Raw genomic sequence first — 25,706 nt, 5'->3', positions numbered from 1 at the left:
ACTAAGCAGGGGCCGGTCTCCCGGTCCCGCAGTCGCAGGGAGCCGCAATGAGACTGAGATCCCTGGGGACAGCGCTCGCCGCCACGGCAGCACTGCTCGCCCTGCCCACCCTCCAACCCCCGGCCGTCGCCGCGACGGACGCCGCCCAGGCCGGCTGCAACACCGTCAACGCCGCGCAGGGCAGGCCCGCCACCGCCTCGTCCACCGAGAGCGCGGGCACCCCGGCCTCCGCCGCCTTCGACGGCGACACGGGCACCCGCTGGTCCAGCGCGTTCGCCGACCCGCAGTGGCTCCGCGTCGACCTCGGCTCGGTGCAGGACCTGTGCGGCATCGACCTGAACTGGGAAGCCGCCTACGGCAAGGACTTCCAGCTCCAGAGCTCGACGGACGGCACGAACTGGACCACGCTCAAGACCGTCACCGGCGCCACCGGCGGCACCACCTCGTACGCGGTGAGCGGCTCCGGCCGCTACGTCCGCATCAACGGGACCGCCCGCGGCACCACGTACGGCTACTCGCTGTGGGAGATGGCCGTGCACACCGGCACCACCGGTGTCCCGCCGGTGCAGGGCGGTGGCGACCTCGGCCCGAATGTGATCGTCGTCGACCCGAGCACGCCGAACCTCCAGCAGAAGTTCGACGACGTCTTCTCCCGCCAGGAGTCGAACCAGTTCGGCTCCGGCCGCTACCAGTTCCTGATGAAGCCGGGCACGTACAACAACATCAACGCCCAGCTCGGCTTCTACACCTCGGTCTCCGGCCTCGGACTCAACCCCGACGACGTGCAGATCAACGGTGACATCACCGTCGACGCGGGCTGGTTCAACGGCAACGCCACGCAGAACTTCTGGCGTTCGGCGGAGAACCTCGCCATCCGCCCGGTCAACGGCACCGACCGCTGGGCCGTCGCCCAGGCCGCCCCGTTCCGCCGTATCCACGTCCAGGGCGGGCTCAACCTCGCGCCCAACGGCTACGGCTGGGCCTCCGGCGGCTACATCGCCGACTCGAAGATCGACGGCACGGTGGGACCGTACTCCCAGCAGCAGTGGTACACCCGTGACAGCTCGGTCGGCGGCTGGACCAACGGCGTCTGGAACATGGTCTTCAGCGGCGTGCAGGGTGCGCCCGCGACCAACTTCGACAGCGGCCCGTACACCACGCTGGACAACACCCCGGTCTCCCGCGAGAAGCCGTTCCTCTACCTCGACGGCTCCACGTACAAGGTGTTCGTTCCGGCGAAGCGCACCAACGCGCGGGGCGTGTCCTGGCCGGCCAACGCGGGGACCGCGCTGCCGCTCGACCAGTTCTACGTGGTCAAGCCCGGCGCGACCGCCGCCACCATCAACACCGCCCTCGCCCAGGGCCTCAACCTGCTGTTCACGCCCGGTGTCTACCACCTGGACCGGGCCATCGAGGTCACCCGCGCCAACACGGTGGTCCTCGGCCTCGGCCTCGCCACCATCGTCCCGGACGGCGGCGTCGACGCCATGCACGTGGCCGACGTGGACGGCGTCAAGCTCGCCGGGTTCCTCATCGACGCGGGCAGCGCCAACTCCGACACCCTGCTGCGGATCGGCCCGGCCGGCTCCACCGCCGACCACTCGGCCAACCCCACCACCATGCAGGACGTGTTCGTGCGCATCGGCGGTGCCGGACCCGGTCTCGCCACCAACTCGGTCGTGGTCAACAGCAACAACGTCATCATCGACCACACCTGGCTCTGGCGCGCCGACCACGGCAGCGGCGTGGGCTGGGACACCAACCGCGCCGACTACGGCCTGCGCGTGAACGGCAACGACGTCCTGGCCACCGGCCTGTTCGTCGAGCACTACAACAAGTACGACGTGTACTGGGCCGGCCAGCGCGGTCGCACGATCTTCTTCCAGAACGAGAAGGCGTACGACGTGCCCAACTCCGCCGCCATCACCCATGACGGCATCGTCGGCTACGCGGCCTACAAGGTCGCCGACTCGGTCACCTCGCACGAGGCATGGGGGCTGGGCAGTTACTGCAACTTCACCACGGACTCCTCCATCGTCCAGGCACACGGCTTCCAGGTCCCGGTGAACTCCGGGGTCAAGCTGCACGACATCCTGGTGATCTCGCTCGGCGGCAAGGGCCAGTACGCCCACGTCGTCAACAACACCGGGGCCCCCACCTCGGGGTCGGACACCGTCCCTTCCAAGATCACCCAGTTCCCGTAGCGAGGGTGCGCGGAGCCCGGAAGGCGGGGTCCGCGAGCCGCGCCTAGGGTGGCGTGCACGGAGGGCCGCGCGGCCCTCCGGCACGGCCCCCGGCCCGGTCAGGCGTCCGAGCGGCCGGCCGTCCAGGTCAACTCCTGGACGGCCGGGCCGGCTTCACCCACCGGGAGCGTCCCGCTCCCGCCTCGGACGGCCCCGGGCCGGGGGCTGCCGCCCGAACGGAGTACCTCGGCGGGCGCACCGCCCGAGCTGCCGATGTGATGGAGGGGTCCCCACCCCCGATTCAGTGAGGCACCTCATGCGTATGCGCAAGCTTGCTACAACCGCCGTTCTCGCGGGCGCCCTTGCCCTCTCCGGCGCCACGGCGGCCCAGGCGGCCGACCCGGACCCGACCACCGGTGCCGCCGCCAACAGCCCCGGCGTCGCCTCCGGCAACGTCATCCAGGTGCCGGTGGAGATCCCGGTCAACCTGTGCGGCAACACGATCGACGTCGTGGGCCTGCTGAATCCCGCGTTCGGCAACATCTGCGCCAACTCCTGACGCCGCATGCGAAGGGTGCCGGTCCCTCCAGGAGGGACCGGCACCCGGCTGCCGTGGTTCAGTCGGCCGCGACCGGCTCCTTGCGGACGGCGGGCCGTTCCTTTCCCCGGCCGCCCCGCAGCAGCAGGCGCCGTACCGGGCGCTCCACGCCCTCGAACAGCGCCCAGGACAGCCCGAGCGACACCGCGAACGCGGCCGCGGTCACCCCGATCCCGGCCGCGGCGCCGAAGCGCGGCTTGTCACCCAGGACGGAGATGCCCGCACGCAGCACCAGCAGATGCACCATGTAGAACGCGAACGACAGCTCCCCGAGCCGCACCAGCCGCCGTCCCCGCCACAGCGTGGGCACCCCGCGCAGGTCGGCCACGGCCGCCGCCGGGATCAGCAGGGTGAACCCGGCCAGGGTGCAGGACGTGGCCGCGTAACCGGGCGCCACCTGGGGGACGAGGAAGTAGCCGAGGATGGCCAGGGCCAGCGAGCCCTCCAGGCCGGGGCCGCGCCAGCGGCCGAGCAGCACCAGGCGCGCGGTGACCGTGCCGAGCACGAACTCCGGCAGCCGGGCCACGGGCAGCGAGTACATCGGCTGGTTCAGCCAGTGATGGGCGTCCGCCCAGGCCAGGACCAGCGCGACCACCGCCGCGAAGCCGCCGAGGACCAGCGTGCCGCGCGCGCCCAGCCTGCGCAGCAGCCAGAACAGGGCCGGGAAGAGCGCGTAGAAGAACGCCTCGCAGGCCAGCGACCAGCTCACCGGGTTGAGCGTCTGCCACCAGGGCTGCCACCAGGAGTGCACCAGCGACACGTTCGCCAGGGTCTGCTTCCAGGTCGGGAGCGCCGGCTTGCCCATGACGAAGGCGATGGCGACCGCGAGGAGGGCGGTGGCCAGGTGCACCGGGTAGACCCGGGCGATCCGCCGCCGCCAGAAGCCGGGGGCCCGGTCGCCGGGCCGGGCCGACCAGGTCAGCACGAAGCCGGACAGGATGAAGAAGAACGACACCCCGGTGCCGCCGGGCGTGAAGGCCCAGGACACCAGGCGTCCGGCCTGGCCGCCGAGGTAGCCGAAGTTGTTGATGTGCAGTCCGAACACCAGCAGGGCCGCCACCCAGCGCAGTCCGGTGAGCGAGGGCAGCGAGGGTCTGACGCCGTCCGGTGGGGAGGGGGCGCCGGCCGCGTCGGGCCGTGAGGGCGGCGTCCGGGGCGTCCGGGTCGTCGCCGTGGTCATCCGATCACCTGCCGCTGGAGAGTCGCGTGGGGCATGAAGGGGACTGCTGCCCTGCCGCGCCCCGACATTCACGTCATGCCGGAAACATCACACTGCTGCCGAACGAGAGAGCCTCCGCCCTGCCACGGATGGCGGGCGGGGAGCACCCGGACGAGTGAGCACCGCCCTGGCTGGGAAGCACCACCTCGGGTTCCGTTTTGTTCGGTATGTAACGGTGTCGACCAGTAACTCTAAGAAGTCAAAAACTTGTACGGCTCGTTTTCTTGAATCTCTCGTGTTTATGGCGGTAGGTTTCACCCATGACCGCATCCCAGCCTCCGACCACCGCCGCCGCGGACCTGCGCGGTGCGGGCCTCCGCGTCACGGCGGCCCGCGTCGCGCTGCTGGAGACCGTCCGCGAGGGTGACCACCTCGGTGCCGAGGCGATCGCCTCCCAGGTCCGCGAGCGAGTGGGTCACATCTCCGTACAGGCCGTCTACGAAGCCCTGCACGCGCTCACCGCCGCGGGTCTGATACGCCGCATCGAGCCGGCCGGCAGCGCCGCCCGGTTCGAGGGGCGCGTCGGCGACAACCATCACCACGCCGTGTGCCGCTCGTGCGGTGCCGTCGCCGACGTCGACTGCGCGGTGGGCCACGCGCCCTGCCTGACCGCCTCCGACGACCGGGGCTTCGTCATCGACGAGGCCGAAGTCGTGTACTGGGGCGTCTGCTCCGACTGTTCCACCGGCCGCCGCTCCTAGCGCCGGGTTGTCCCGCCCTTTACGGAAGGATCGACATGCCTCACAACGAAGACGCGATCGTCACCGACCCGAAGCCCGAGGAGACCGGCGGCTGCCCCGTCGCGCACGGTGCCAGTGCCACCTCCCTGCACCCGGCCCTCGGCAGCGGCAACGACCGCTGGTGGCCCAAGCAGCTCAACCTGAAGGTCCTTGCCAAGAACCCGCCCGTCGCCAACCCGCTGGGTGAGGAGTTCGACTACGCCGAGGCGTTCCTGGCCCTCGACCTGCCGGCCGTGAAACGCGACCTCGCGGAGGTGCTCACCACGTCCCAGGACTGGTGGCCCGCCGACTTCGGCCACTACGGCCCGTTCATCATCCGTATGGCCTGGCACAGCGCCGGCACCTACCGCACCCGTGACGGCCGCGGCGGTGGCGGCACCGGCCAGCAGCGCTTCGCCCCGCTGAACAGCTGGCCGGACAACGCCAACCTGGACAAGGCCCGCCGGCTGCTCTGGCCGGTGAAGAAGAAGTACGGCAAGAACATCTCCTGGGCCGACCTCATGATCCTCGCGGGCAATGTCGCGCTGGAGACCATGGGCTTCAAGACCTTCGGTTTCGGCGGCGGCCGCGTGGACGCGTGGGAGCCCGACGCCGACGTCTACTGGGGTCCGGAGACCACCTGGCTCGGCGACGAGCGCTACACCGGCGACCGTGAGCTCGAGGAGCCCCTCGCGGCCGTCCAGATGGGCCTCATCTACGTCAATCCGGAGGGCCCCAACGGCAACCCGGACCCGATCGCCGCGGCCCGCGACATCCGCGAGACCTTCGCCCGCATGGCGATGAACGACGAGGAGACCGTCGCCCTGATCGCGGGCGGCCACACCTTCGGCAAGACCCACGGCGCGGGCCCGTCGAGCGACGTCGGCCCCGACCCGATGGACGCCCCGATGGAACAGCAGGGCCTCGGCTGGAAGAGCAGCTACGGCACCGGCAAGGGCCCCGACGCCATCACCTCGGGCCTGGAGGTCACCTGGAACTCCACGCCGATCACCTGGGACGTCAACTTCTTCGCCACCCTCTTCGGCTACGAGTGGGAGCTGACCGAGAGCCCCGCCGGCGCCAAGCAGTGGAAGCCGAAGGACGGCGCGGGCGACGGCACCGTGCCCAGCGCCTTCGACCCGGACAAGAAGATCGCGCCGAACATGCTCACGACGGACCTGTCGCTGCGCTTCGACCCGATCTACGAGCCGATCTCCCGCCGGTTCTACGAGAACCCCGAGGAGTTCGCGGACGCCTTCGCCCGTGCCTGGTACAAGCTGACCCACCGCGACATGGGCCCGAAGTCGCTGCTGCTCGGCCCCGAGGTCCCCGAGGAGACGCTGCTCTGGCAGGACCCGCTGCCCCAGCCGCAGGGCGAGCCGATCGACGCGGCCGACGCCGACGCGCTCAAGGGCAAGATCCTCGACTCCGGTCTCACCGTGGCGCAGCTCGTCAGCGCCGCGTGGGCGTCCGCGTCGACGTTCCGCGGCAGTGACAAGCGCGGCGGTGCCGACGGCGCCCGCATCCGCCTGGAGCCGCAGCGCGGCTGGGAGGTCAACGACCCGGACCAGCTCGCCCTGGTGCTCCGCACGCTCGAGGGCATCCAGGAGGAGTTCAACGCCTCCGCCGCTGCCAAGCACGTCTCCCTGGCCGACCTGATCGTCCTCGGCGGCGACGCCGCGGTGGAGAAGGCCGCGAAGGACGGTGGCTTCCCGGTCGACGTGCCCTTCACGCCGGGCCGGGTGGACGCCAGCCAGGAGCAGACCGACGTCGAGTCGTTCGAGGCGCTCAAGCCCGCCGCCGACGGCTTCCGCAACTACGCCGGCAAGGGCAGCAACCCCGGCCGCGCCGAGTACGCGCTCGTCGACCGCGCCAACCTGCTGACCCTCAGCTCCCCGGAGCTGACCGTCCTCGTCGGCGGTCTGCGGGTCCTGGGCGCCAACTACCAGGACTCCGACCTGGGCGTCTTCACCGAGACGCCGGGCGTGCTGACGAACGACTGGTTCGTCAACCTGCTCGACCTCGGCACCACGTGGAGCTCCACGTCCGAGGACCAGGCCACCTTCGAGGGCCGCGACGCCTCCACCGGCGCGGTCAAGTGGACCGGCACCCGTGCCGACCTGGTGTTCGGCTCCAACGCCGAGCTGCGCGCCGTCGCCGAGGTGTACGCCTCCGACGACGCCAAGGAGAAGTTCGTCAAGGACTTCGCCGCCGCGTGGCACAAGGTGATGAACCTGGGCCGCTTCGACCTCGCCTGAGTCGCAGCACCCACAGGGGCGCCCCCGAGCCGGCCGGTTCGGGGGCGCCCCCTCGTCCGTGGCAGCCCCTCCCGCCTGCTCCCCTTGCGCCCCGGCCGTCCGTACTGCGGGCTCGCCGGACCAGGTGCACGATGGTGGGGTGGGCAGGCGAGAGGAGGCGGCTGCCGATGACTCGGACACCTCCGCAAACGATCACCCCGGTACGACTCTGGCGCTGGCGGCGCAATCCGCTGCGCAGACACGGCGACCTCGTCGAGGCGTGGGTCCTGCTCCTCACCTGGATCTTCGTCGTACTGGGCGGTGCCCTCGCGGGCTGGGCCGCCGCGAGTTCCGTGGACTCCGCGCTCGCAGTGCGCCGCGACCAGGTGCACGAGGTCCGCGCGGTGCTCACCGGCCCGGCGCCGAAGACCGCGCCCTCGCGCGGCGGCTACGACGACGACCGGGTGTGGGCCAAGGTCCGCTGGACCGACGACAAGGGCGCCGTGCACACCGACAAGGCCAAGGTGAGCCCCGGCACTCCGGCCGGAACCAACGTCGACCTGTGGACGGACGGCACCGGACGCACCGTGCCGCCGCCCGCCTCCATGGCCGAGTCCCTGCTCCAGACCGTCCTCACCGGAGTCCTCGTCGCCCAGATCACCGGCACGGCCGTCTGGGCCGGCGGACGGCTGGCGTGCGGCTCGCTCGTCCGGCGCCGGCTCGCGGAGTGGGACGAGGAGTGGAGCCGCGTCGGCCCGGAGTGGCGGCGGCTCAGCGGCGGCAGGGGCTGACGCCCGGCCTCACTTCCGCAGCGCCTCGAACGCGCGCCGGGCCGCGACCCCGATGGCCAGGTCGATGTCCGGCGCCAGGGACGCCCTGCGGTCCGCGCGGGTCAGCGCCGCCAGCGCCACCCGGTCGCCGGAGTCCGCCTCCACCACCCCGATCTCGTGCCGCAGATGCAGGAACGACCCCGTCTTCCCGCTGAACCGGAGCGAGTCCGCACGCAGCTCGCTCACCATGCGGTGGGCGAAGACCTGGAAGCCCATGAGCCGGCGCAGCTCCGCCGTCGCACGAGGGTCGGAGATCTCGTCGCGCCACACCCGCTCCAGCAGGGACACCAGCGCCCCGGCCGTCCCGGTGCTGGCGTGCGCCGGGTCCAGCGTCTCGATGGTGTGCCGGCCGGTGCGCTCGTCGCGTACGGCCAGCTCCAGCGCGAGGGAGAAGTCGTTGCCGGAGGTTCCGGCCGCGCAGGCGTACATGTGGTGCAGCCGGTGCCGTACCCGCAGGCCGGGGCAGTTCCAGGAGCGCAGCCGGGCGGCCACCTCCGGTACCGGGACCAGATCGAGGAGGAGGTCGGCGGCGGCGTTGTCGCTCACCGAGAGCATCATCAGCAGCAGATCGCCGACGGCCAGCGTCGCCGGATGGCGGAACGCCGCGAGCCCGGTGGGACCGGCGGCGCCGGGGGAGGGTACGAAGGTCACGGGCCGGGCGGGGTCGAGTTCCCCGGCCGCGATCCGGTCCAGCACCACCAGAGCCAGCGGGACCTTCACCACCGAGGCGAGCGGTACCGGTACGTCGACGTCGAAGCCCAGCTCGTCGCCGGTGTCGATGTTCCGGGCCAGGAACGAACCCCGGATGCCGAGCGCGTCCCACTCGCGGGCGATGCCGTTCGCCACCTCGCGCAGGGCGTCCGTCTCGGTGCTCATCCCGTCACCTCCGCCAGTGTCCTCGCCAGCCACTCCGGTACCTCGCCCGTGTCCCCGTGCGACTCGCTCGCGCCGACTTCGTACCCCCGGTGCAGAGAGGCGTCGGCCAGCGGGGTCCAGCTCGCGCCGTGCTGCCGGGCGAACGGCTCCGCGCACAGCAGCCGCGCCCGCCCGGCCAGCGTGTCGGCCAGCGCGGCGGCGGCCGGGCCGGCCGGTCGCACGAGCGTCTCGGGCAGCCCGGCGCGGGCGGCGGCCCGCGCCAACCGGTCCTGCGCGTACGGCACTTCGTCCTCCTCCAGGGTCAGGATCGGCAGCCCGGCCATGCCTCTGGGCGGGCGGAGGTCCTCCAGGTGGAGGGTGCGCCGCGCGGGTTGTCTCGCCTCCGCCAGGCCGAGCGGGACCCGGAGCGTGGCCCGGTCGGGTGCCACGCGCAGCAGGGCGTAGGTCAGCGAACCGTCACCGAGGCCCGACTGCCTTTGCTGCGGCGGGAGTTCGCGTACCGCCAGCGTAGTGCCGTGCTCCGTACCGGCGCGGAGCACGCCCGCCAGGGCCACCGGCGCGCAGTGCGCGGGCACCCCTACCACCCGTACTCGCGCGGCACGGGCCGAGCGGGCGGCGTGGTCCAGCCGGTCGGCGCGCTCCAGTACGTCCCGTGCGTAGGGGAGCAGCGAGATGCCGAACTCCGTCACGGTGACCTGGCGCCGGGAGCGGTCGAACAACTGGCCGCCGAAGTGCGCCTCCAGCGACTTGATGCGGCGGCTGAGGAGCGGCTGCGCGATCCCCAGCTTCTCGGCGGCGCGCGAGAAGCTCACCTCGTCGGCCGTTGCGGTGAACGCCGCCAGGTGCGCGAGCAGATCCATCCAGGAGTCATATCAATAAGTCATGGAGCGTTCAAAGTTCACTCTTGGACATGAACCGCGTCCTGCTGTTTCGCTGTCACCCCGTCGGTGATCCGACCGATCCGACGGCACAACTCCCCCGAAGGAAACCGCACATGACCCGTGCCACTCCCGTCCCGCGTCGCACCCTGCTCCGCACGGGCGCCGCCCTCACCGCCGCTGCCGCCGCGACCGCCGCCGCCCCCGCCTTCGCCGCCTCGAACGGCCCGGCCACGCTGCGCCCCGAACTGGCCGCGCTGGAGAAGCGGTACGGCGCGCGGCTCGGTGTGTACGCGCACAACCCGCGCACCGGCGCGACGGTGGCGTACCGCGCCGACGAGCCGTTCGCCATGTGCTCGACGTTCAAGGCGATCGCCGCCGCCGCCGTCCTGCGCGACCACGGCGGCCGCGCCGCGCTCGGCGAGGTGATCCACTATCCGCCGGCGGACATCCTGGCCAACTCCGAGCAGACCAAGGCTCACCAGGAGACCGGGATGGCGCTGGGCGACGTGTGCGCGGCCGCCATCCAGTACAGCGACAACACGGCGGGCAACCTCATGCTCCGCCGGATCGGCGGCCCGGCCGGGCTCACCCGCTTCTTCCGCTCCCTCGGCGACCGGGTGAGCCGGCTCGACCGGTGGGAGACCGACCTGAACACCGCCGTACCCGGTGATCCGCGCGACACCACCACCCCGCGCGCGCTCGGCCGCACCTTCGAACTGCTCACGCTGGGACGGGCGTTGAGCGACGGAGACCGGGAGCAGCTCGTCGGGTGGCTGCGCGGCAACACCACCAGCGGCAAGCGGTTCGGCGCCGGGCTTCCGTCGAACTGGGTCCTCGCGGACAAGACCGGCACCGGCTCCTACGCCACCGCCAACGACCTCGGCGTCGCCTGGACCGGCAAGGGCACGCCCCTGCTGCTGTCCGTGCTGTCCACCAAGCCCGCGCCCGACGCGGTCGTCGACGATGCGCTGATCGAGGAGACGGCACGCCTGCTCGCGGCCACCCTCGCGCCGGGCGAGTAGCCGGCCACGGCCCCGCCGCGACCGGCGGGGCCGACCCGTGCAATTCCGGGATGTCGGGTCCCGTACCGAAATCTGCCGTCCGTGCTGACCTGCGTATTCGGTTCCGGCGCGACTGTGATGATGCTCAACTCGTGGAAAATTGACGGGAGTTGTAAAGGCGACAAGACTCTGACCGTCCTCGCTTCCGCCTCGGGCGGGCGAAGGGACACGGGGCGCCGCGCGCCGGTTCGCGCGCGCCCTGCCACCTCCCACACCTTTGAACGGACAGAGGCTCACCTTGGCACGCTCGCAACCAGCCAGATTTCTCGCCACGGCCGCCGCGGCCTTCCTCGCGGCGACCGCCGCGCCCCTGATCGGCGCCACCGCCGCCCACGCCCAGGAGGGCGGCGCCTGCTCCTCCGCCACCGTGCAGTACCGCCTGGTCGACGCCGACGGCAAGGTCGTCGGCCCCGACTGGTCCTCGCAGGGCGGGTTCCACCAGTGGGACACCGTCCCCGGGACCGTCGAGGTCCGCCTCGCGCCCGGCCAGAGCGTCGGCGAGGGCTGCAGCTACCCCGTCTCCCTGGCCGAGTACACCACCGAGGGCCCGAACTGGGCCTCCTCCGGCCGCCAGGAAATGATCGACAAGGCCACCGTCCACCTCACCGCGAAGGACGTCGCGGGCAAGGACGACGAGGGCCGCACCTGGCAGAAGCTCAGCGTCGAGGCGCCGACCTGCTTCGGCCAGATCGACCTCTACGGCGAGGACACCGCCTACGACGGCAAGGAGGGCGAGGGCCATGGCCCGCTGCCCGACGTGCGCGCCGGCGTCCTCACGCCGTACCACCTGATAGCCGCCTGGAACGGCGGGGACAAGCGGTGCGAGGCCGGTACGCCGGAGCCGGCCACGCCCAGCCCGTCCGCGCCGGAGACCTCCGCGAGCCCGGCGCCTTCCGCGCCGCCCGCCGGGAGCGAGCCGAGCGCGCCCGCCGAGGGCACCAAGCCCCCGGTGAGCCCGAAGCCCGGCGCGACGCCGTCCACCAACGCGGACGTGCCGCCGGCCCAGACCAGCCCGCCCGCGCCCAAGTCCTCGCCCAACGGCGGGAATCCGCCGCTGGCGGAGACCGGTGCGGGTGCCCCGGTCGGCATGCTCGCGGGTGGGGCCGCGCTCGTGCTGGCCGTGGGAGCCGGAACGGTGTACGCCTCGCGCGCACGCCGTTCCTGACCCTTCCCGCGTCACCGGCGCGGGAAGGGGAGGCAGGAGGGGGAGCCGTCGGCGGACGGTTCCCCCTTTTCGGCTTCATCCGGGCTGGTTTCCCAGTACCGGCAGTAACATGATGATCTTTCTCCGGAAGTTACTCGCCAGTCAACCAGGCGCCGTCCGCGCGGGCGCGCCCTCCTCCGGAGATGACCATGTCCATGGCCGATGAGGCGTTGGAAAACGCCCGTACCACCTATGAGCAGCACATACGGACCTGCCGCCAGTGCCGTGCCGACGGCGCGGCCTGCGCCGTGGCCAAGGTCCATCTGCGCACGTACAACAACGCCCGCCGCGACCATCTCCGGGCCACGGGCGGCGCGGCTCCCAGAGGCTGAGGTCCCCGGGGCTCAGAACGGGGGAGCGTCCCCGGTCTCCAGCAGCGAACGGGCGCCGTCCACCGTCCCCGTCGCGGACGGGAAGAGCCGGGTCCAGGCCCGGGCTCGGCCCAGCGCGCCCAGTCGCCAGGCGATTCGGGCGGCGCGGCGGAGTTCCGCGGCCGACAGTCCGAGGTCCGTCCAGGGGGCCAGGTAGGCGTCGCGCAGGCGGGGGAGCACCCCGGGCCCGTAGCGCTCGGCCGCCCGCTGGGCCGGGATACGCAGACTGGCGAAGGGGTGCGAGACGATGGCGTCTCCCCAGTCGAAGTAGGTGAACCGGCCCGGCTCGGGGTGGAAGAGCTGGCCCTCGTGCAGGTCGGCGTGGTCGAGGGAGTCGGGGACGCCGAGCGCGTCCAACTCCTCGCACCAGTCCACCAGTCGGGGGCGCAGGGCATCGAGTCGGGCTCGCTGGTCCGGCTCCAGGGAGGCGTTTTCGGCCAACTGGTCGAAGGACGCGGGCACTTCACTCACGCGCAACCTCGGCACGCCGAGCGCGCCGAGTTCGCCGACGCGCGGAACCAAGGCGCGCTGCATCTTGGCGTACCCGCTGAGCAACTCCTCCCAGGCACGCGGCGCCATCTCCACCTCCCGGAAGAGCGGCCCCCCGTCCGGCAGCAACGACCACCCGCGGTCGCCGTCCACGGCCAGCGGCCGCAGTACGTACTCCGGCACCCAGCGAGCCAGCGCGGCGGTCAGCGGCCCCTCGAAGACGCCGGCAGGCGGATTGGCCTTGAACCACACCGGCCCCTGCCCACCCACCGGAATCCGCATCAACACCGACCAGGGCCGCACCCGAACCCGAGGCACCCCCTTCAACCGCAGCCCACACCGGGCGAGTTCCCCATCAACCCACTCGAAGACGGCTCCCCGCCACGCCTCCTGCTCCCAGGGCGTCACCACATCGGCGTACGCTCCCCGGTCCACTTCAACCGTGCGCTCCATCGGCCCATCCCAGCACGCCACCCCGCCCCCGGCCACGGATTTCACCGCGCGGTCCCCACGACCAGCTCCCGCAGCTCCACCACCGCCCGGTCCCGCGCCGCCGTCAGCTCCGGCGAGTCGACCGTCGCCGCCACCACCCGGACGGGGCGCGGGCCAAGCGCGAGTTGGCGGTCGATCGCCGCCCGCGTCTCCGGAAGGCGCCCCCACTCGCCGCCCAGCACGATCAGCGCGGGGTCCGCCAGAGCCACGGCCGCGCTCAGCACGCCCCCCACCGCGCGCGCCAGCGTCTCCGCAGTGGCGGCGTCGGAGGCGATGGCCGCCTCCAGGGCCGGTACGTCGATGGCCGTCGAGTCCGGGCGGCGCAGGCCGAGCGCGGCGAAGACCTCGGTCAGGGGCATGGCCGTGCCGTCCGGGCCGGTGGTGCACACGTGGGCGATCTCGCCGGCCAGGCCCCGGTGGCCGCGGCGTACGGCGCCGTCCGTGACGACGGCGCAGCCCAGGCCCTCGCCGAGGTGGACGTAGACGAAGTCGTCCACGCCCACGGCCTGGTGTTCGGCGCGGGCGGCCCAGTTGACGTCGTTGTCCACCAGGACGGGGCCGGTGACGTGCGGGGCGAGGACGGCGGCCGGGTTGAGGGCGCCGACCAGGAAGGGCGCGTCGGGCAGCCGGACCAGGCGGCCGGTCGCGCGGTCGACGGGGTCGGCGGCGCTGACGACGGCGAGGCGGGCGCCGCCCGAGGTGAGCCGGGCCGCGGCTTCGGCGAGCGCCTTGGCCGCCTGGTGCTCGCCCGCGTTGCGTCCGAGGTCGGTGTGGGTGCGCGCCACGGTGTCGCCGAGCGCGTCCACCGTCTCGGCCGTCACGCCGCGCGGCGAGATGCTCGCCACCAGCGCGGTGCCGAGCCCCGGGGCGAGCGCGTAGTACGAGCCCGAGCGGCCGCGTCCCGTCGTGCGCTCGCCGGTGTCCACCACCAGGCCGGAGGCCGCGAGGCGCTGCACGGCGTCGGAGATGGTCGGCTTGGAGATGCCGGTCCGGGCCGCGATCTCGGCGCGGGTCAGCCGCCGGTCGGCCATGAGGGCGCGCAGCACGTTCTCGTCCGTGAGAGCGCGAAGCATCTCCAGCGAGGGCTTGGCGGGTGTCATGCGCGCCAGTCTAGTAAGGACTCTTGCCCAAATGTGCCGCCCGGCCTACCGTGGATTTGGTAAGGAGCCCTCACCAAAGGAGCCGGGCCACCATGACCCTCACCCGCAGCGACCTGCCGCACTGGGAGACGATCCCCACGGACCTCCCCGCCGCTATCCGCGAGATCAAGACCGCACTCCGGGCCCGGATCGAGGCGTCCGGCCGCAGCGTGGAAGAGGTCTTCGCCGCCGTCGAGCGACGCGTGGCCGCACGCGTCGCGGAGATCGAGGCGGCCGGGGACGACGTCTGGCCGGTCGTCGACTACGCCGACATCGAGAACGGCACCGTCGCCCCCGAGCAGTCGGCCCGCATCACCGCCCGCGGCTGCCTCGTCGTACGCGGTCACTTCCCCCGCGAGCAGGCGCTTGCCTGGGACGCAGGGATCGTGGACTACGTCGAGGGCAACCGCTTCTTCGAGAACTACACCGGCCCCGGCGACGACTTCTTCGGAAGCGTCGGCTCCAAGCCCGAGATCTACCCCGTCTACTGGTCCCCGGCCCAGATGGAAGCACGGCAGAGCGGGCGCATGGCCCGCGTGCAGTCCTTCCTCAACTCCTTCTGGCGGCACACCTCCGACGGCGTCCAGTGGTTCGACCCCGACCGCGACGCCCTCTACCCCGACCGCATCCGCCGCCGCCCGCCCGGCACCGACTCCGCCGGCCTCGGCACCCACTGCGACCCCGGCACCCTCGACCTGTGGATGACCGGCGCCTACCAGCGGGCCTTCCGCCACCTCTTCGACGGCACCGTGGAACAGTACGACCCCTGGGACCCGGCCCACCGCACCTCGGGCCCCCAGTACCCCGGCTCCACCATGTGCTCGGCGTTCCGCACCTTCCAGGGCTGGACCGCGCTGTCCGACATGGACCACGACCAGGGCGTCCTGCACACCGTGCCGATCCCCGAGGCCATGGCCTATCTGATGCTGCGCCCGCTGCTCCCCGACGTCCCCGAGGAGGACATGTGCGGGGTCACCGTCAACCAGGTCTTCCCCGCGAGCGAGCAGTGGCACCCGCTGCTCATGAAGGCGCTCACCGGCATCCCCGACGTCCGCGCGGGCGACTCCGTCTGGTGGCACTGCGACATGATCCACAGCGTCGCCCCGGTCCGGGACCAGCGCGGCTGGGGCAACGTCATGTACATCCCCGCCGCCCCCTGGTGCCCGCGCAACGAGGCATACGCCTCCTCCGTGCGCGAGGCGTTCCTCACCGGCTCCAGCCCGGCCGACTTCCCCGAGGAGCACTACGAGCGCACCTGGCCCGACCGCTTCCCGGCCGCGAGCCTCAACCTCACCGGCCGCCGGGGCCTCGGCCTGGACTGACGCCCGCTCAGCGCCCGTAACGCCGCTCGCGGGCCGCGTACGAGCGCAGCGCGCGCAGCAGGTCGAGCTGGCGGAACGCGGGCCACAGCACGTCCACGAAGTGCACCTCCGCGTACGCCGACTGCCACAGCAGGAACCCGGAGAGGCGCTGCTCCCCGGAGGTGCGGATGACGAAGTCCGTGTCGTGCCCGGCGGGGGAGTACAGGTTGTCGGTGATGTGCTCCAGGTCGAAGTCGGCGGCCAGGTCGCGCGGGTCACCCCCGGCGCGGATGTGCTTGTCGAAGGCGGCCCGGACCGCGTCCACGATCTCCCGGCGCCCGCCGTAGCCGACCGCCACGTCGACCTTCAGGCCGCCCCGGCCGGTCGTCGTGGCGGCGGCCTCCTTCAGCACCCGAGCGGTGTCGCCCGGCAGCAGGTCCAGCGCGCCGATGATCTCGATCTCCCACGGAGCGTCGGTCGCGCAGACCCGGCGCACGGTCTCCTCGATGATGTCGAGCAGCGGGCCGAGTTCGGCGGCCGGACGGTGCAGGTTGTCGTCGGAGAGCATCCACAGGGTGACGTGGCTGATCTCGGCGTCGGCGCACCAGTGCAGGAAGTCGGTGACCTTCGCGCCGCCGACCCGATAGCCCTCACGGACGTCCGTATGCCCCGCGCCGCGCGCCCACCGCCGGTTGCCGTCCAGCATGATCGCCACATGCCGGGGCCGGGGCAGACCCTCCAACTTGCGGTTCAGCCGCCGCAGATACACCGCTTCCAGCGCCGAGCGCAGTGCCTTCCATGCCACGCCGAGATCCTTCCAAGGCCGGGGGATGAGGTCGCAAACGATAGCGGCATTTGCCAGGGGCGCACTGCCCGGCCGCCCTCCGGCCGCTCCCAGCAGGGGCGTTACGCTGCCGCGGTGACCGGCCGACCGATCAGCCGACGCGGGCTGCTGCGCTTCGCCCTGATGGGCGGACCGGCCCTCGCGCTGCCCGGCTGCGCCCGCGACGACGGCCCGCACCGGCGGCTCACCCTGGCCACGGGCGCCCCCGGCGGGCCGTACCACGCCTTCGGGCACGCCCTCGCCGTCGAGGCCGCGCGCAGTTCGCCGCACCCGCGCGTCACGCCGGTGAGCACGGCCGCCAGCGTGGACAACCTGCGTCGGCTGGCGGCGGGTTCGGCGGACCTGGCCCTCGCCATGGCGGACGCCGCCGAGCAGGCGCTGCACGGAGCGGCGCCCTTCGCGGCCCCGGCCCGTGTGACGGCGCTCGCCCGTGTCTACGTCAACTACACGCATCTCCTGGTGCGTGCCGACGGCCCGGTGCGCTCCGTGGCCGATCTCGCGGGCCGGCCGGTCGCCACCGGCGCCACCGGCTCCGGGGCACAGGTGCTCGCCGGGCGGCTGCTGCGGGTGGCGGGGCTGACGGGCGGCCGCGCGGTACGGGAACAGCGGCTCGGGCTCGCCGAGTCGGTGACCGCGCTGCGCCGGGGCACCGTGGACGCCGTGATCTGGGCGGGCGGAGTCCCCACCCCGGCCCTGTCGGCGCTTGCCCGCCAACTTCCCTTGCGCATGCTGCCCTTGGAGGCCGAGGCGGAGGCGCTGCGTGCCGAGTACGGCCCGGTGTACTCGGCGGTCACCCTGCCGGCGGGGGTCTACGGGCTCACCGCGCCGGTCACCACCATCGGCGTCGGCAACTATCTGCTGGCCCGCCCCCAGGTGCCGGACCGGGACGTGCGGGACGTACTGCGGGTGGTGTTCGAGCGGTGGCGGGTACTGCTGCACGAGGTGACCGCGGGCGCGCGGCTGGAACCCCGCTTCGCCGTCGCCACCGGCGACCTCCCGCTGCATCCGGGAGCGGTGGCGTACTACCGCTCCGTGTACGGCTGACCCGGCAGCCACAATTCCACCAGCAGCCCGCGCGGAGTCTCGGCCCGCGCGGCCAGTCGTCCCCCACTGAGCCGGGCGATCTCGTCCGCGATGGCCAGGCCCAGGCCGGTACCGGGCACGTTCTGGTGCTCGGGCGCCCGCACGAAGCGCCGGGTGAGCAGCGGGAGTTGGTCGTCGGGGACACCGGGGCCGTCGTCGGCCACCCGCACCACGACCTCGCCGTCCTCGACGGCCTCCGCGGACACGGTCACCCGGCCGCCGGCCGGTACGAACTTCACCGCGTTGTCCAGCGCCGCGTCCAGCACCCGGCCCACCGCGTCCGGTACCGCCCGCACCCGCAGGCCGGGCGGCACCTCGGCCACGGTGAGCGTCAGCTCCGAGGCGTCGAACACCGGCTCCCAGGCCGCGACCCGGGCCGCCACCGCGCCGGAGAGATCCTGCTCGACCCGCTCGGCCGAGGCCGACTCCACCCGTGCCAACGCCAGCAGCCCGTCGAGGAGTTCGGCCAGCCGCTCCGCCTCGTCCAGCGCGCGGGTGTGCTCCTCGCGGCCGGGTCCCGGCGCGAGATGCGGTTCCACGTTCTCCAGTTGCAGCACCAGCGTGGCCAGCGGATTGCGCAACTGGTGCGAAGCGTCCGCGACGAAGGCGCGCTGGCGCCCGATCGAGTCCGCGACCGCCTCCGCCATGGCGTTGAACTGCGCGCGAAGTCTGCGGAGTTCGGGCGGGCCGGTGTCCGACACCGCCCGCGCCTCCAGCCGGCCCGACGCCAGCCGTGCCACCGCTCGGTCGAGATCCCGGACCGGACGCATCAGCCAGCGGGAGATCCCGGCCGCGACCAGGCCCGCCGCCGCGAACGCCGCCGGCGCGCCGCACGCGATCAGCAGCCAGCGCACGGTCACGTCCCGGCGTGCCGCCCCGGTCGGCACGGCCATCAGCACCGCCCCGCTCACCCGCTCGTCCCGGCCCACCGGCTCGGCCAGCACCAGCCGGTGCGGGCCCCACGGCCGGACCGTCGGCAGACGCTCGGTGGACCGGCCGGTCAGTGCCCTCCCCAGCGCCTCCCGCGCCGCCGCCGAGGGCACCGGCGCCCCGGCCCGCGCGACCGTCCGGCCCGAGGTGTCCGACACCGCCACCGAGGCGCCGTACAGCGCGGCGTATCGGCGGATCTCGGTGGACAGTTCGGTGTGGTCGGCGCGGGAGCGGACCCGGTCCGCGAGGTCGGCGAACCGTACGGCGTCCGCACGCCGTTGGAGCAGCAGATGCTCGGTGCGCCCGGCCGCGTACGACTCGGCCAGCGGGACGGACAGCAGCAGGGCCGCCGCTCCCATCAGCACCATCAGCACGGCCAGCAGCCTGCGCCTCATCGCGAGCCCAGTTGGTAGCCGAAACCCCTTACCGTGCGCACCAGTTCGGGCCGACCGGTCTTGGCGCGGATGCCGGCCACATGCACGTCCAGCGAGCGGGAGGCGGCGAGGAAGGCGTCCCCCCAGATCCGGTCGAGGATCTCCTCGCGTGAGTGCACCTCCTCCGGGCGGGCGGCCAGCATCGCCAGCACGTCGAACTCCCGCCGGGTCAGCCGCACTTCCGCCCCCGCGACGGTGACCGTGCGGCCCGCGAGGTCCACTTCCACGTCCCCGGCGCGCACCGGGCCCCGGTCGGCGTCCGGACGTGCCGGGGGAGCCAGGGCGCCGGTGCGGCGGCGGACGGTGTCGATGCGGGCCATCAGCTCGTTCATCCGGAACGGCTTGACCACGTAGTCGTCCGCGCCCGCCCGGAGCGCCTGCACGATGTCCCGTTCCTCGCAGCGGGCCGTCACCACGATCAGCGGCACGCCGCACACCGTGCGCAGCCGCCTGAGCAGTTCCAGCCCGTCCAGGTCGGGCAGCCCGAGGTCCAGCAGCACGAACTCCGCCTCCCGTACGTGCCGCAGCGCGTCCAGGGCGCGGGCGGCCCGGCGCACGGTGTGGCCGCGCTGGGCCAGGGCCGTGGTGAGCGCCTGGGCCATCCGGTCGTCGTCCTCGACGAGCAGGGCGTGCATGGGAAGTCCTCGTGCCGTGGTCCGACCTGGGCCGCAGCCTATGCGGCGGCACAGGTCTGGTACCGCACCGGGTCAGCCGGCCGCCTTCGCGGGGGCGAGACCGGCACCGGTGTCCGCGTCCGCCTCGGCCCGGCTCAGCGCCGCGTCACGGGTGTCCGGCATCAGCACATAGGTGACCAGCGAGACCAGCGCGCACCCCGAGACGTACCAGAAGAACATCTTCTCGTGACCGGCGTCCTTGAACCACAGCGCCACGTACTCCGCCGTCCCGCCGAACAGGGCGTTGGCCAGCGCGTACGGCAGGGCCACGCCGAGCGCGCGCACCCGGGTCGGGAACAGCTCCGCCTTCACGGCCGCGTTGATCGAGGTGTATCCGGTGACGATCACCAGCGCCAGCAGGGACAGTCCCAGCGCCGACCAGTACGAGTGCGCCGACCCGAGCGCCGTCATGATCGGGTACGTGCCCACCGTGCACCCCACCGCGAAGGTGATCAGCAGTGGCCTGCGGCCGATCCGGTCGGACAGCATCCCGGCCAGCGGCTGGATCGCCGCGAACACCGCGAGCGCGGTGAAACTCACCAGCGTGGCCGTCGACTTGGCCATGCCCGCGCTGCCGATCAGATACTTGGTGAGATACGTGGTGTAGGTGTAATAGGCCACCGTGCCGCCCAGGGTCAGCGCCATCACCAGCCCGGCCTGCCGGCGGTGCTCCCACAGCGCCTTGAACGAACCCCGCGCGGTGTCGGCGCCGCCGCCCGTCTCCTCGGTGAACGCCTCCGTCTCCGTCAGCCGGCGCCGCAGCCAGAACACCACCAGCGCGAACACCGCGCCCAGCACGAACGGCACCCGCCATCCCCAGCTCTGCAACTGCTCGGTGGTGAGGGTGTGCTGCATCGTGATCAGGATCGCCAGACCGAGCAACTGCCCGCAGGTCATGGACACATACTGGAAGGACGAGCCGAGCCCGCGCCGGTTCCGGGCGGACGCCTCGGTCAGATAGGTCGCGCTGGCCGCGTACTCCCCACCGATGCTCAACCCCTGGAGCAGCCGCGCCAGCAGCAGCACCAGCGCGCCGAAGTAGCCCGCCTGGCCGTAGGTCGGCGCGACGGCGATCAGCAGGGCCGCGACCGACATCATGGTGACGGTCAGGGTCAGCGCGCTCTTGCGGCCGTGCCGGTCCGCCGCCCGTCCCAGCACCCAGCCGCCGACCGGACGCATCAGGAAACCGACCGCGAAGATGCCGGCCGTGTTCAGCAGCTTGGTCGTCGGGTTGTCGCCGGGGAAGAAGGAGTCCGCGAAGTAGATCGCGAAGCTGGCGTAGACGAACCAGTCGTACCACTCCACGAGATTGCCCAGCGAACCGCCGATCAGGGCGAAACGGCGGGCGGCGGGGGTCACCGTGGGCGGTGCGGCGGACGAGGACATGGCGGCTCCAGACGAGGGGGGACGGGGCCCGCCGCCGTGGGACGCCGGACCCGGATGCCGCCCGAGCATGCGCCGCGCACCCGCCCCGGACAAGGGACGACGCGCAGATCTAACACGCCGCTAAGGAAGCGGCGCGGCCAGCCGCAGATACAGCCGGGTGCCGCGCTGCCGGAAGCCGACCCGCTCGTACACCCGCCGGGAACCCTCCCCCGAGGCCTCCAGCCACACCGATTCCGCGCCCCGCTCGAACAGGTCCCCGGCCAGCGCCGAGGTGACGGCGGCCGCCACACCCCGCCCCCGGTACGCGGGCCGCGTCCCCACCCCGGCCAGCTCCGCCGTGCCCTCGGCGGGCGCCGAACAACTGGCGGCCCCGGCACACCGGCCGTCCTCCGCGCGCACGAACCGCACGGCCCCACCTCGCGCCTGCGTCCGCCGCAGCAGCGACGCGCCGTCGGCGGGCGCCGGGAACTCCTCGCCGAACGCCTCGGTCAGGGCCGCGTCGATCTCCGCGAACTCCGCGTTCGTGCGGGGGGTTTCCGTCGGGGGCAGGCCAGCGGGGACGGTGAGCGTGGCCGGGGTGCAGACCAGGTACTCGTGCACCGCCTCGGTGCTGAAGCCCGCCCGGCGCAGCGCTGGTTCCACCTCCGGTGCCGCGTCCGGGGCGAACTCCAGCCGGGGGAGGAGCCCGCGCCTCCGGAACTCGCCCACCAGGGCGGCCACTTCGGCCTCCGTGGGGGTGGTGCCGGGCAGCGGGGTCGCGTAGTTGACGTAAGGGCTGGTCGTCGCGGGGTCGAAGCCCGCCACGAAGCCGCCGATCCGGACCGGCTCCGGGCGGCGCAGCAGGTTGGCGGCGGCGAAGTTCTGCAGATCGAGGGGCACGGCACCGCACGCTGCCACAGCGGGTCCGCCCGGCCAACCGAATTGTGTCCCTGGTGCCGAGGCCGGCGTAGATGTATCGTCCAGAACTGGAAAACCCGTCCAGCGGCTACGGAGGCGATGACGGTGGGGTCCGAGGACGAGCACCTGCTGGGCGAGGCCGAGAAGGTCGCCGTCGCGCTGGGGCGGATGTTTCCCGGGCTGTGCGAGGTCGTGCTGCACGATCTGCGGGACCCCGGCCACGCCATCCGGGTCATCGAGAACAACCTCTCCGGCCGCGCCCCCGGCGACCCCGCGACCGAGCTGGGCCTGGCCCGCATCGCGGACCCCCGCTACCCGGACGTCGTACAGAACTATCCCAACCGTTTCCCCGACGGGCGCCCCGCCAAGAGCACCTCCATCGGCATCCGGAACAGCGCGGGCGAGTACATCGCGGCGCTCTGCCTCAACCTGGACGTCTCCGTGCTCTCGCCGGTCGCGCTCGCCCTGGCCAACCTGGTCGCCACCGGCACGGAACACGGCGCCGAGCCGTTGGAGACACTGCGGGAGCGGCGCGCGCGGGAACTGCGCGGGACCGTGGAGGAGCTGGCCGCACGGCGCGGGGGCACCCCGAGATCGCTGGGCCGGGACGCCAAGCGCGAGCTGGTACGGCATCTGCACGGCGAGGGCTGGTTCGACTCGCGGGACGCCGCCCAGACCATCGCCGACCTGCTCGGAGTCTCCCGAGCGACCGTCTACAACTACACGAAGTAAGAGCCCGAACCACTCCCTGGGGGACCCACCATGCCCGCCGAACCGAACCTCACCCTCGACGACGTCCGCGCGGCCGCCGCCCGCCTGAAGGGCGTCGCGCACCGGACCCCGGTCCTCACCTCGCGCACCCTGAACGCCCGCGTCGGGGCGGAGGTGTTCATCAAGTGCGAGAACTTCCAGCGGGTCGGCGCCTTCAAGTTCCGGGGGGCCTACAACGCCGCCGCGCAGTTGCCGCCGGACCAGCTCGCCAAGGGCATCGCGGCCTTCTCCTCCGGCAACCACGCCCAGGCCGTCGCGCTGGCCGCCCGGGAACTCGGCACCACCGCCGTCATCCTGATGCCCGCGGACGCGCCCGGCTCCAAGAAGGAGGCCACCCTCGGCTACGGCGCGGAGGTCGTCACGTACGACCGCTACACCGAGGAGCGCACCGCGCTCGGCGAGGGCCTGGCGAGGGACCGCGGGCTGGCGCTGATCCCGCCCTACGACCACCTCGACGTCATCGCGGGCCAGGGCACGGCCGCGCTGGAACTGCTCGAGGACACCGGGGAGCTGGACGCGCTGGTGGTGCCGGTGGGCGGGGGCGGGCTCATCGCGGGCAGCGCCGTCGTGGCGAAGTCCCTGTACCCCGGGGTGCGGATGATCGGCGTGGAGCCGGAGGCGGGCGACGACACCAAGCGCTCGCTGGAGGCGGGGGAGCGCGTCACGGTCCCGGTGCCCCGCTCCATCGCCGACGGGCAGGTCCTGCCGAGCCCCGGTGAGATCACCTTCGCGCTCAATCAGCGGCTGGTCGACGCCATCGCACTGGTCAGCGACGAGGAGATCGTCGAAGCCATGCGGTTCGCCTTCGAACGCCTGAGGATCGTCCTCGAACCGAGCGGTGCCACGCCGCTCGCCGCCCTGCTGTCCGGGCGCGTCGAGAACCTTCCGCCGCGGGTCGGCATCATCGCCTCGGGCGGGAACATCGACACCCGGCGCTTCGCGGAACTCACCGCGGGCTGAGCCGGGCACCGGGCCGCCGTGCCCCCGAAAGCGCGGGGGCACGGCGAGTGGCGGGGCGGATCAGACGGTGCCGCTCGCGGAGACCGAGACCTTGGCCTTGGGGGCGCCGCTGCCGGTGCCCAGGGACTCGATGCGGTCCACGACGTCCTGGCCCTCGACGACCTCGCCGAAGACGACGTGCTTGCCGTCCAGCCAGTTCGTGACGACCGTGGTCACGAAGAACTGCGAGCCGTTGGTGTTCGGGCCCGCGTTCGCCATGCTCAGCAGGTACGGACGGTCGTGCTTGAGGTTGAAGTTCTCGTCGGGGAACTTCTCGCCGTAGATGCTCTTGCCGCCGGTGCCGTTGCCCTGGGTGAAGTCGCCGCCCTGGAGCATGAACTGCGGGATGACCCGGTGGAAGGGGGAACCGGCGTAGCCGAAGCCGTGCTCGCCGGTTGCCAGCTCGCGGAAGTTCTTCGCGGTCTTGGGCACGACGTCGTCGAAGAGACGGAACACGATCCGGCCCGCCGGCTCGTCGTTGATGGTGATGTCGAAGTACACGTTGTCGCTCATGTAGATCAACCTACCGTCGCTCGGCCCCGGACGTTCGCCGGAGCGGGGCACGGCGGACCGGGGCAGAACGGCCTGGATGTCCGAGCTCGCACAAAAATGTGCGCGAGCAAATAACCGAGGCTTCCCCAAGTGGGTCTCATTCATGCGGGGATAGCCCGGAACTGGGTGTTCCGCGTACGCGAGGGCAAACCCTGCTCGGAGCTACCAGGTCACCGGCAGTGTTCTCGGACCGCGAATCAGCCCGTCCCGCTGGAACTCGACCTGCTCCGCTGGTACGGCGAGCCGCAGCTCCGGGAACTCCGTCATCACGGCCTCGATCAGTACCTCGGCCTCCATCCGGGCCATCAGCGCGGCCAGGCAGAAGTGCGGGCCGTGCCCGAAGGCGACGTGCCCCGCGCCCGTGCGGTCGAAGTCCAGCAGATCCGGGGTGGGGAAGGCGGACGGGTCGCGGTTGGCGGCGACGTAGGCGTTGTAGACCACGTCGCCCTTGTGGATCAGATGGCCGCGGATCTCCACGTCCTCGGTGGCGACACGGGGGATGCCGACGCCGTTGCGGTGCGGGACGAACCGGAAGAGTTCCTCCACCGCCTTCGGCAGCAGCTCCGGCTCCCGGCGCAGCCGCTCGAACTGGTCCGGGTGGGTGAGCAGGGCGTACATCATGGAGCCGCTGTTGTTGCGCACGGCGTGCCCGCCGCTGACGTACACGGCCATGGCCAGCGAGATCGCCTCGTCGTCGGTGATCTCACCGCTCGCCGCGGCCGCCGCCAGCACTCCGGCGAGGTCCTCGCGGGGCTCGCCGCGGCGGCGCTCCAGCAGCGCGACCACCCGGCTCCGGGTGTCCTGGCGGGCCGCCTGGTTGCGCTCCTTCGCGTTCGCCTTGGTCAGCAGTGCTTCCGAGTTGCCGGCCCAGTTGCGCCAGTCGTCCTCCTCGGCGCCCAGGAAGGCGCAGACCACCGCGATCGGGAACGGCGTGTACAGGTGCTCCATGAGATCGCCGGGCGCACCCGCCCGCCGCATGTCCTGGAGCATCTGCCGGGCGGTGCGCTCGGCCAGCGGCCGCAGCCGCGCCATGCTCTTCGCGGTGAACGCCCGCGCCACCACCCGGCGCAGCACGGTGTGCCGGGGCGCGTCGACGTACTGGAGGCCGGCCGTCTGCGAGGCCACCGTCTGCGGCGCCATCGTCGTCACCGAGCGGCCCAGCAGCTCCGCGCGGGAGAAGCGGGGGTCGGAGGTGACGAAGCGGACGTCCTCGTAGCGGGTGACCAGCCACGCGTGCCCCTCCCCGTAGGGGAGGCGGATGCGGGTGACCGGCTCGTCGCGCAGCAGCGAGTCCAGGAACGGGTCGGGGTCCAGCGCGGGCAGGTCCTCGACCAGCCAGGGCCGCACAGGTGGCGGGGGCGGTGAGGACGGGGGTACGGGCTCGACGGACGCGGAGTCGAAGGTCATGGCGGGTCCCTTCTCCAGCAGTGTCCGTCAGCCTCCCGCAGCGCCGCGCGTCCCGCATGCGGGGTTCCGCCACATCAGCGGTCCCCCTGACGCACCGGAGTGCGTCAGGGGGACCGATGGGGCCGGGAG

Annotated in this window: 24 protein-coding genes; 12 read left to right on the top strand and 12 right to left on the bottom strand. The window is 72.6% G+C overall.

The window, feature by feature from the left end:
- Window positions 1-47 precede the first annotated feature (47 nt).
- Entirely contained in the window at window positions 48-2,204 is a 2,157-nt protein-coding gene (locus OG448_RS01550) for a discoidin domain-containing protein (RefSeq protein WP_405550897.1), read from the top strand.
- Between the two features lie 295 nt (window positions 2,205-2,499).
- Entirely contained in the window at window positions 2,500-2,742 is a 243-nt protein-coding gene (locus OG448_RS01545; RefSeq protein WP_405550895.1) for a chaplin family protein, read from the top strand.
- A 58-nt stretch (window positions 2,743-2,800) separates the two neighbouring features.
- Here OG448_RS01545 and OG448_RS01540 read toward each other — a convergent pair whose 3' ends face one another.
- Window positions 2,801-3,961, bottom strand: a complete 1,161-nt coding sequence (locus OG448_RS01540; protein WP_405550893.1) for an acyltransferase family protein — start codon at window positions 3,959-3,961, stop codon at window positions 2,801-2,803.
- Window positions 3,962-4,260: 299 nt separating this feature from the next.
- On the opposite strand from OG448_RS01540, the gene OG448_RS01535 reads away from it, so the two are divergent.
- The 3 genes from OG448_RS01535 to OG448_RS01525 all read left to right on the top strand — a co-directional run bounded on the left by OG448_RS01535 (window position 4,261) and on the right by OG448_RS01525 (window position 7,747).
- The gene (locus OG448_RS01535) at window positions 4,261-4,701 is read left to right on the top strand and encodes a Fur family transcriptional regulator (RefSeq protein ID WP_405550891.1); all 441 of its coding nucleotides are present in this window, start codon (window positions 4,261-4,263) and stop codon (window positions 4,699-4,701) included.
- 35 nt (window positions 4,702-4,736) lie between these two features.
- A complete protein-coding gene (katG, locus tag OG448_RS01530) occupies window positions 4,737-6,977 on the top strand; it encodes a catalase/peroxidase HPI (protein ID WP_405550890.1) in 2,241 nt (746 codons plus the stop codon).
- Between the two features lie 167 nt (window positions 6,978-7,144).
- Window positions 7,145-7,747: a hypothetical protein gene (locus OG448_RS01525; protein WP_405550888.1), complete on the top strand. Its 603-nt coding sequence runs from the start codon at window positions 7,145-7,147 to the stop codon at window positions 7,745-7,747.
- Between the two features lie 9 nt (window positions 7,748-7,756).
- Here OG448_RS01525 and OG448_RS01520 read toward each other — a convergent pair whose 3' ends face one another.
- Both OG448_RS01520 and OG448_RS01515 read right to left on the bottom strand, forming a co-directional pair.
- Entirely contained in the window at window positions 7,757-8,662 is a 906-nt protein-coding gene (locus OG448_RS01520) for a serine hydrolase (protein WP_405550887.1), read from the bottom strand.
- Window positions 8,659-9,522: a LysR family transcriptional regulator gene (locus OG448_RS01515; RefSeq protein WP_405550885.1), complete on the bottom strand. Its 864-nt coding sequence runs from the start codon at window positions 9,520-9,522 to the stop codon at window positions 8,659-8,661. Before OG448_RS01515 ends, OG448_RS01520 begins: the two co-directional genes overlap by 4 nt.
- A gap of 134 nt (window positions 9,523-9,656) precedes the next feature.
- Between OG448_RS01515 and bla the strand changes: the two genes are divergently transcribed.
- The 3 genes from bla (at window position 9,657) to OG448_RS01500 (ending at window position 12,140) form a co-directional block, all read left to right on the top strand.
- Complete coding sequence (gene bla / locus OG448_RS01510; RefSeq protein WP_405550884.1) at window positions 9,657-10,565, top strand: class A beta-lactamase; 909 nt, start codon at window positions 9,657-9,659, stop codon at window positions 10,563-10,565.
- A 277-nt stretch (window positions 10,566-10,842) separates the two neighbouring features.
- Window positions 10,843-11,769, top strand: coding sequence for a hypothetical protein (locus OG448_RS01505; protein WP_405550882.1), 927 nt, complete (start codon window positions 10,843-10,845; stop codon window positions 11,767-11,769).
- A gap of 188 nt (window positions 11,770-11,957) precedes the next feature.
- On the top strand, window positions 11,958-12,140 hold the full coding sequence (locus OG448_RS01500) for a hypothetical protein (protein ID WP_405550881.1): 183 nt from the start codon (window positions 11,958-11,960) through the stop codon (window positions 12,138-12,140).
- A gap of 12 nt (window positions 12,141-12,152) precedes the next feature.
- Here the strand turns inward: OG448_RS01500 and OG448_RS01495 are convergent, their stop codons facing one another.
- Together OG448_RS01495 and OG448_RS01490 are read right to left on the bottom strand one after the other, a co-directional pair.
- Entirely contained in the window at window positions 12,153-13,121 is a 969-nt protein-coding gene (locus tag OG448_RS01495; RefSeq protein WP_405550878.1) for an aminoglycoside phosphotransferase family protein, read from the bottom strand.
- A gap of 41 nt (window positions 13,122-13,162) precedes the next feature.
- Complete coding sequence (locus tag OG448_RS01490) at window positions 13,163-14,260, bottom strand: ROK family protein (RefSeq protein WP_405550877.1); 1,098 nt, start codon at window positions 14,258-14,260, stop codon at window positions 13,163-13,165.
- Window positions 14,261-14,352: 92 nt separating this feature from the next.
- Between OG448_RS01490 and OG448_RS01485 the strand changes: the two genes are divergently transcribed.
- Window positions 14,353-15,621, top strand: a complete 1,269-nt coding sequence (locus tag OG448_RS01485; protein WP_405550875.1) for a DUF1479 domain-containing protein — start codon at window positions 14,353-14,355, stop codon at window positions 15,619-15,621.
- Between the two features lie 7 nt (window positions 15,622-15,628).
- Here the strand turns inward: OG448_RS01485 and OG448_RS01480 are convergent, their stop codons facing one another.
- Window positions 15,629-16,405, bottom strand: coding sequence for an isoprenyl transferase (locus OG448_RS01480; protein ID WP_031179421.1), 777 nt, complete (start codon window positions 16,403-16,405; stop codon window positions 15,629-15,631).
- Between the two features lie 114 nt (window positions 16,406-16,519).
- Here OG448_RS01480 and OG448_RS01475 point away from each other — a divergent pair, with 114 nt between their 5' ends.
- The gene (locus tag OG448_RS01475; RefSeq protein ID WP_405550873.1) at window positions 16,520-17,488 is read left to right on the top strand and encodes a TAXI family TRAP transporter solute-binding subunit; all 969 of its coding nucleotides are present in this window, start codon (window positions 16,520-16,522) and stop codon (window positions 17,486-17,488) included.
- Here the strand turns inward: OG448_RS01475 and OG448_RS01470 are convergent.
- From OG448_RS01470 to OG448_RS01455, 4 genes are all read right to left on the bottom strand, one after another.
- Window positions 17,467-18,852 (bottom strand): ATP-binding protein, encoded by a 1,386-nt coding sequence (locus OG448_RS01470; protein WP_405550871.1) that lies wholly within the window; start codon window positions 18,850-18,852, stop codon window positions 17,467-17,469. The genes OG448_RS01475 and OG448_RS01470 overlap by 22 nt on opposite strands.
- Complete coding sequence (locus OG448_RS01465) at window positions 18,849-19,526, bottom strand: response regulator (RefSeq protein ID WP_405550869.1); 678 nt, start codon at window positions 19,524-19,526, stop codon at window positions 18,849-18,851. The genes OG448_RS01470 and OG448_RS01465 overlap by 4 nt, the downstream gene beginning before the upstream one ends.
- A gap of 72 nt (window positions 19,527-19,598) precedes the next feature.
- Window positions 19,599-20,951, bottom strand: a complete 1,353-nt coding sequence (locus OG448_RS01460) for an MFS transporter (RefSeq protein ID WP_405550867.1) — start codon at window positions 20,949-20,951, stop codon at window positions 19,599-19,601.
- 120 nt (window positions 20,952-21,071) lie between these two features.
- Window positions 21,072-21,830, bottom strand: a complete 759-nt coding sequence (locus tag OG448_RS01455; protein ID WP_405550865.1) for a GNAT family N-acetyltransferase — start codon at window positions 21,828-21,830, stop codon at window positions 21,072-21,074.
- 117 nt (window positions 21,831-21,947) lie between these two features.
- Between OG448_RS01455 and OG448_RS01450 the strand changes: the two genes are divergently transcribed.
- Both OG448_RS01450 and OG448_RS01445 read left to right on the top strand, forming a co-directional pair.
- The gene (locus OG448_RS01450; RefSeq protein WP_405550862.1) at window positions 21,948-22,580 is read left to right on the top strand and encodes a transcriptional regulator; all 633 of its coding nucleotides are present in this window, start codon (window positions 21,948-21,950) and stop codon (window positions 22,578-22,580) included.
- Window positions 22,581-22,610: 30 nt separating this feature from the next.
- The gene (locus OG448_RS01445; RefSeq protein ID WP_405550860.1) at window positions 22,611-23,579 is read left to right on the top strand and encodes a pyridoxal-phosphate dependent enzyme; all 969 of its coding nucleotides are present in this window, start codon (window positions 22,611-22,613) and stop codon (window positions 23,577-23,579) included.
- 60 nt (window positions 23,580-23,639) lie between these two features.
- Here OG448_RS01445 and OG448_RS01440 read toward each other — a convergent pair whose 3' ends face one another.
- Together OG448_RS01440 and OG448_RS01435 are read right to left on the bottom strand one after the other, a co-directional pair.
- Entirely contained in the window at window positions 23,640-24,131 is a 492-nt protein-coding gene (locus OG448_RS01440) for a peptidylprolyl isomerase (RefSeq protein ID WP_405550858.1), read from the bottom strand.
- Between the two features lie 201 nt (window positions 24,132-24,332).
- The gene (locus tag OG448_RS01435; RefSeq protein ID WP_405550856.1) at window positions 24,333-25,577 is read right to left on the bottom strand and encodes a cytochrome P450; all 1,245 of its coding nucleotides are present in this window, start codon (window positions 25,575-25,577) and stop codon (window positions 24,333-24,335) included.
- Between the last annotated feature and the right edge of the window lie 129 nt (window positions 25,578-25,706).

This window comes from Streptomyces sp. NBC_01171 (assembly GCF_045039805.1).
In the GTDB taxonomy this organism is placed as follows: domain Bacteria; phylum Actinomycetota; class Actinomycetes; order Streptomycetales; family Streptomycetaceae; genus Streptomyces.
Note: the sequence above shows the minus strand (reverse complement) of the source record. Positions and strands in the feature narration are given on the sequence as shown.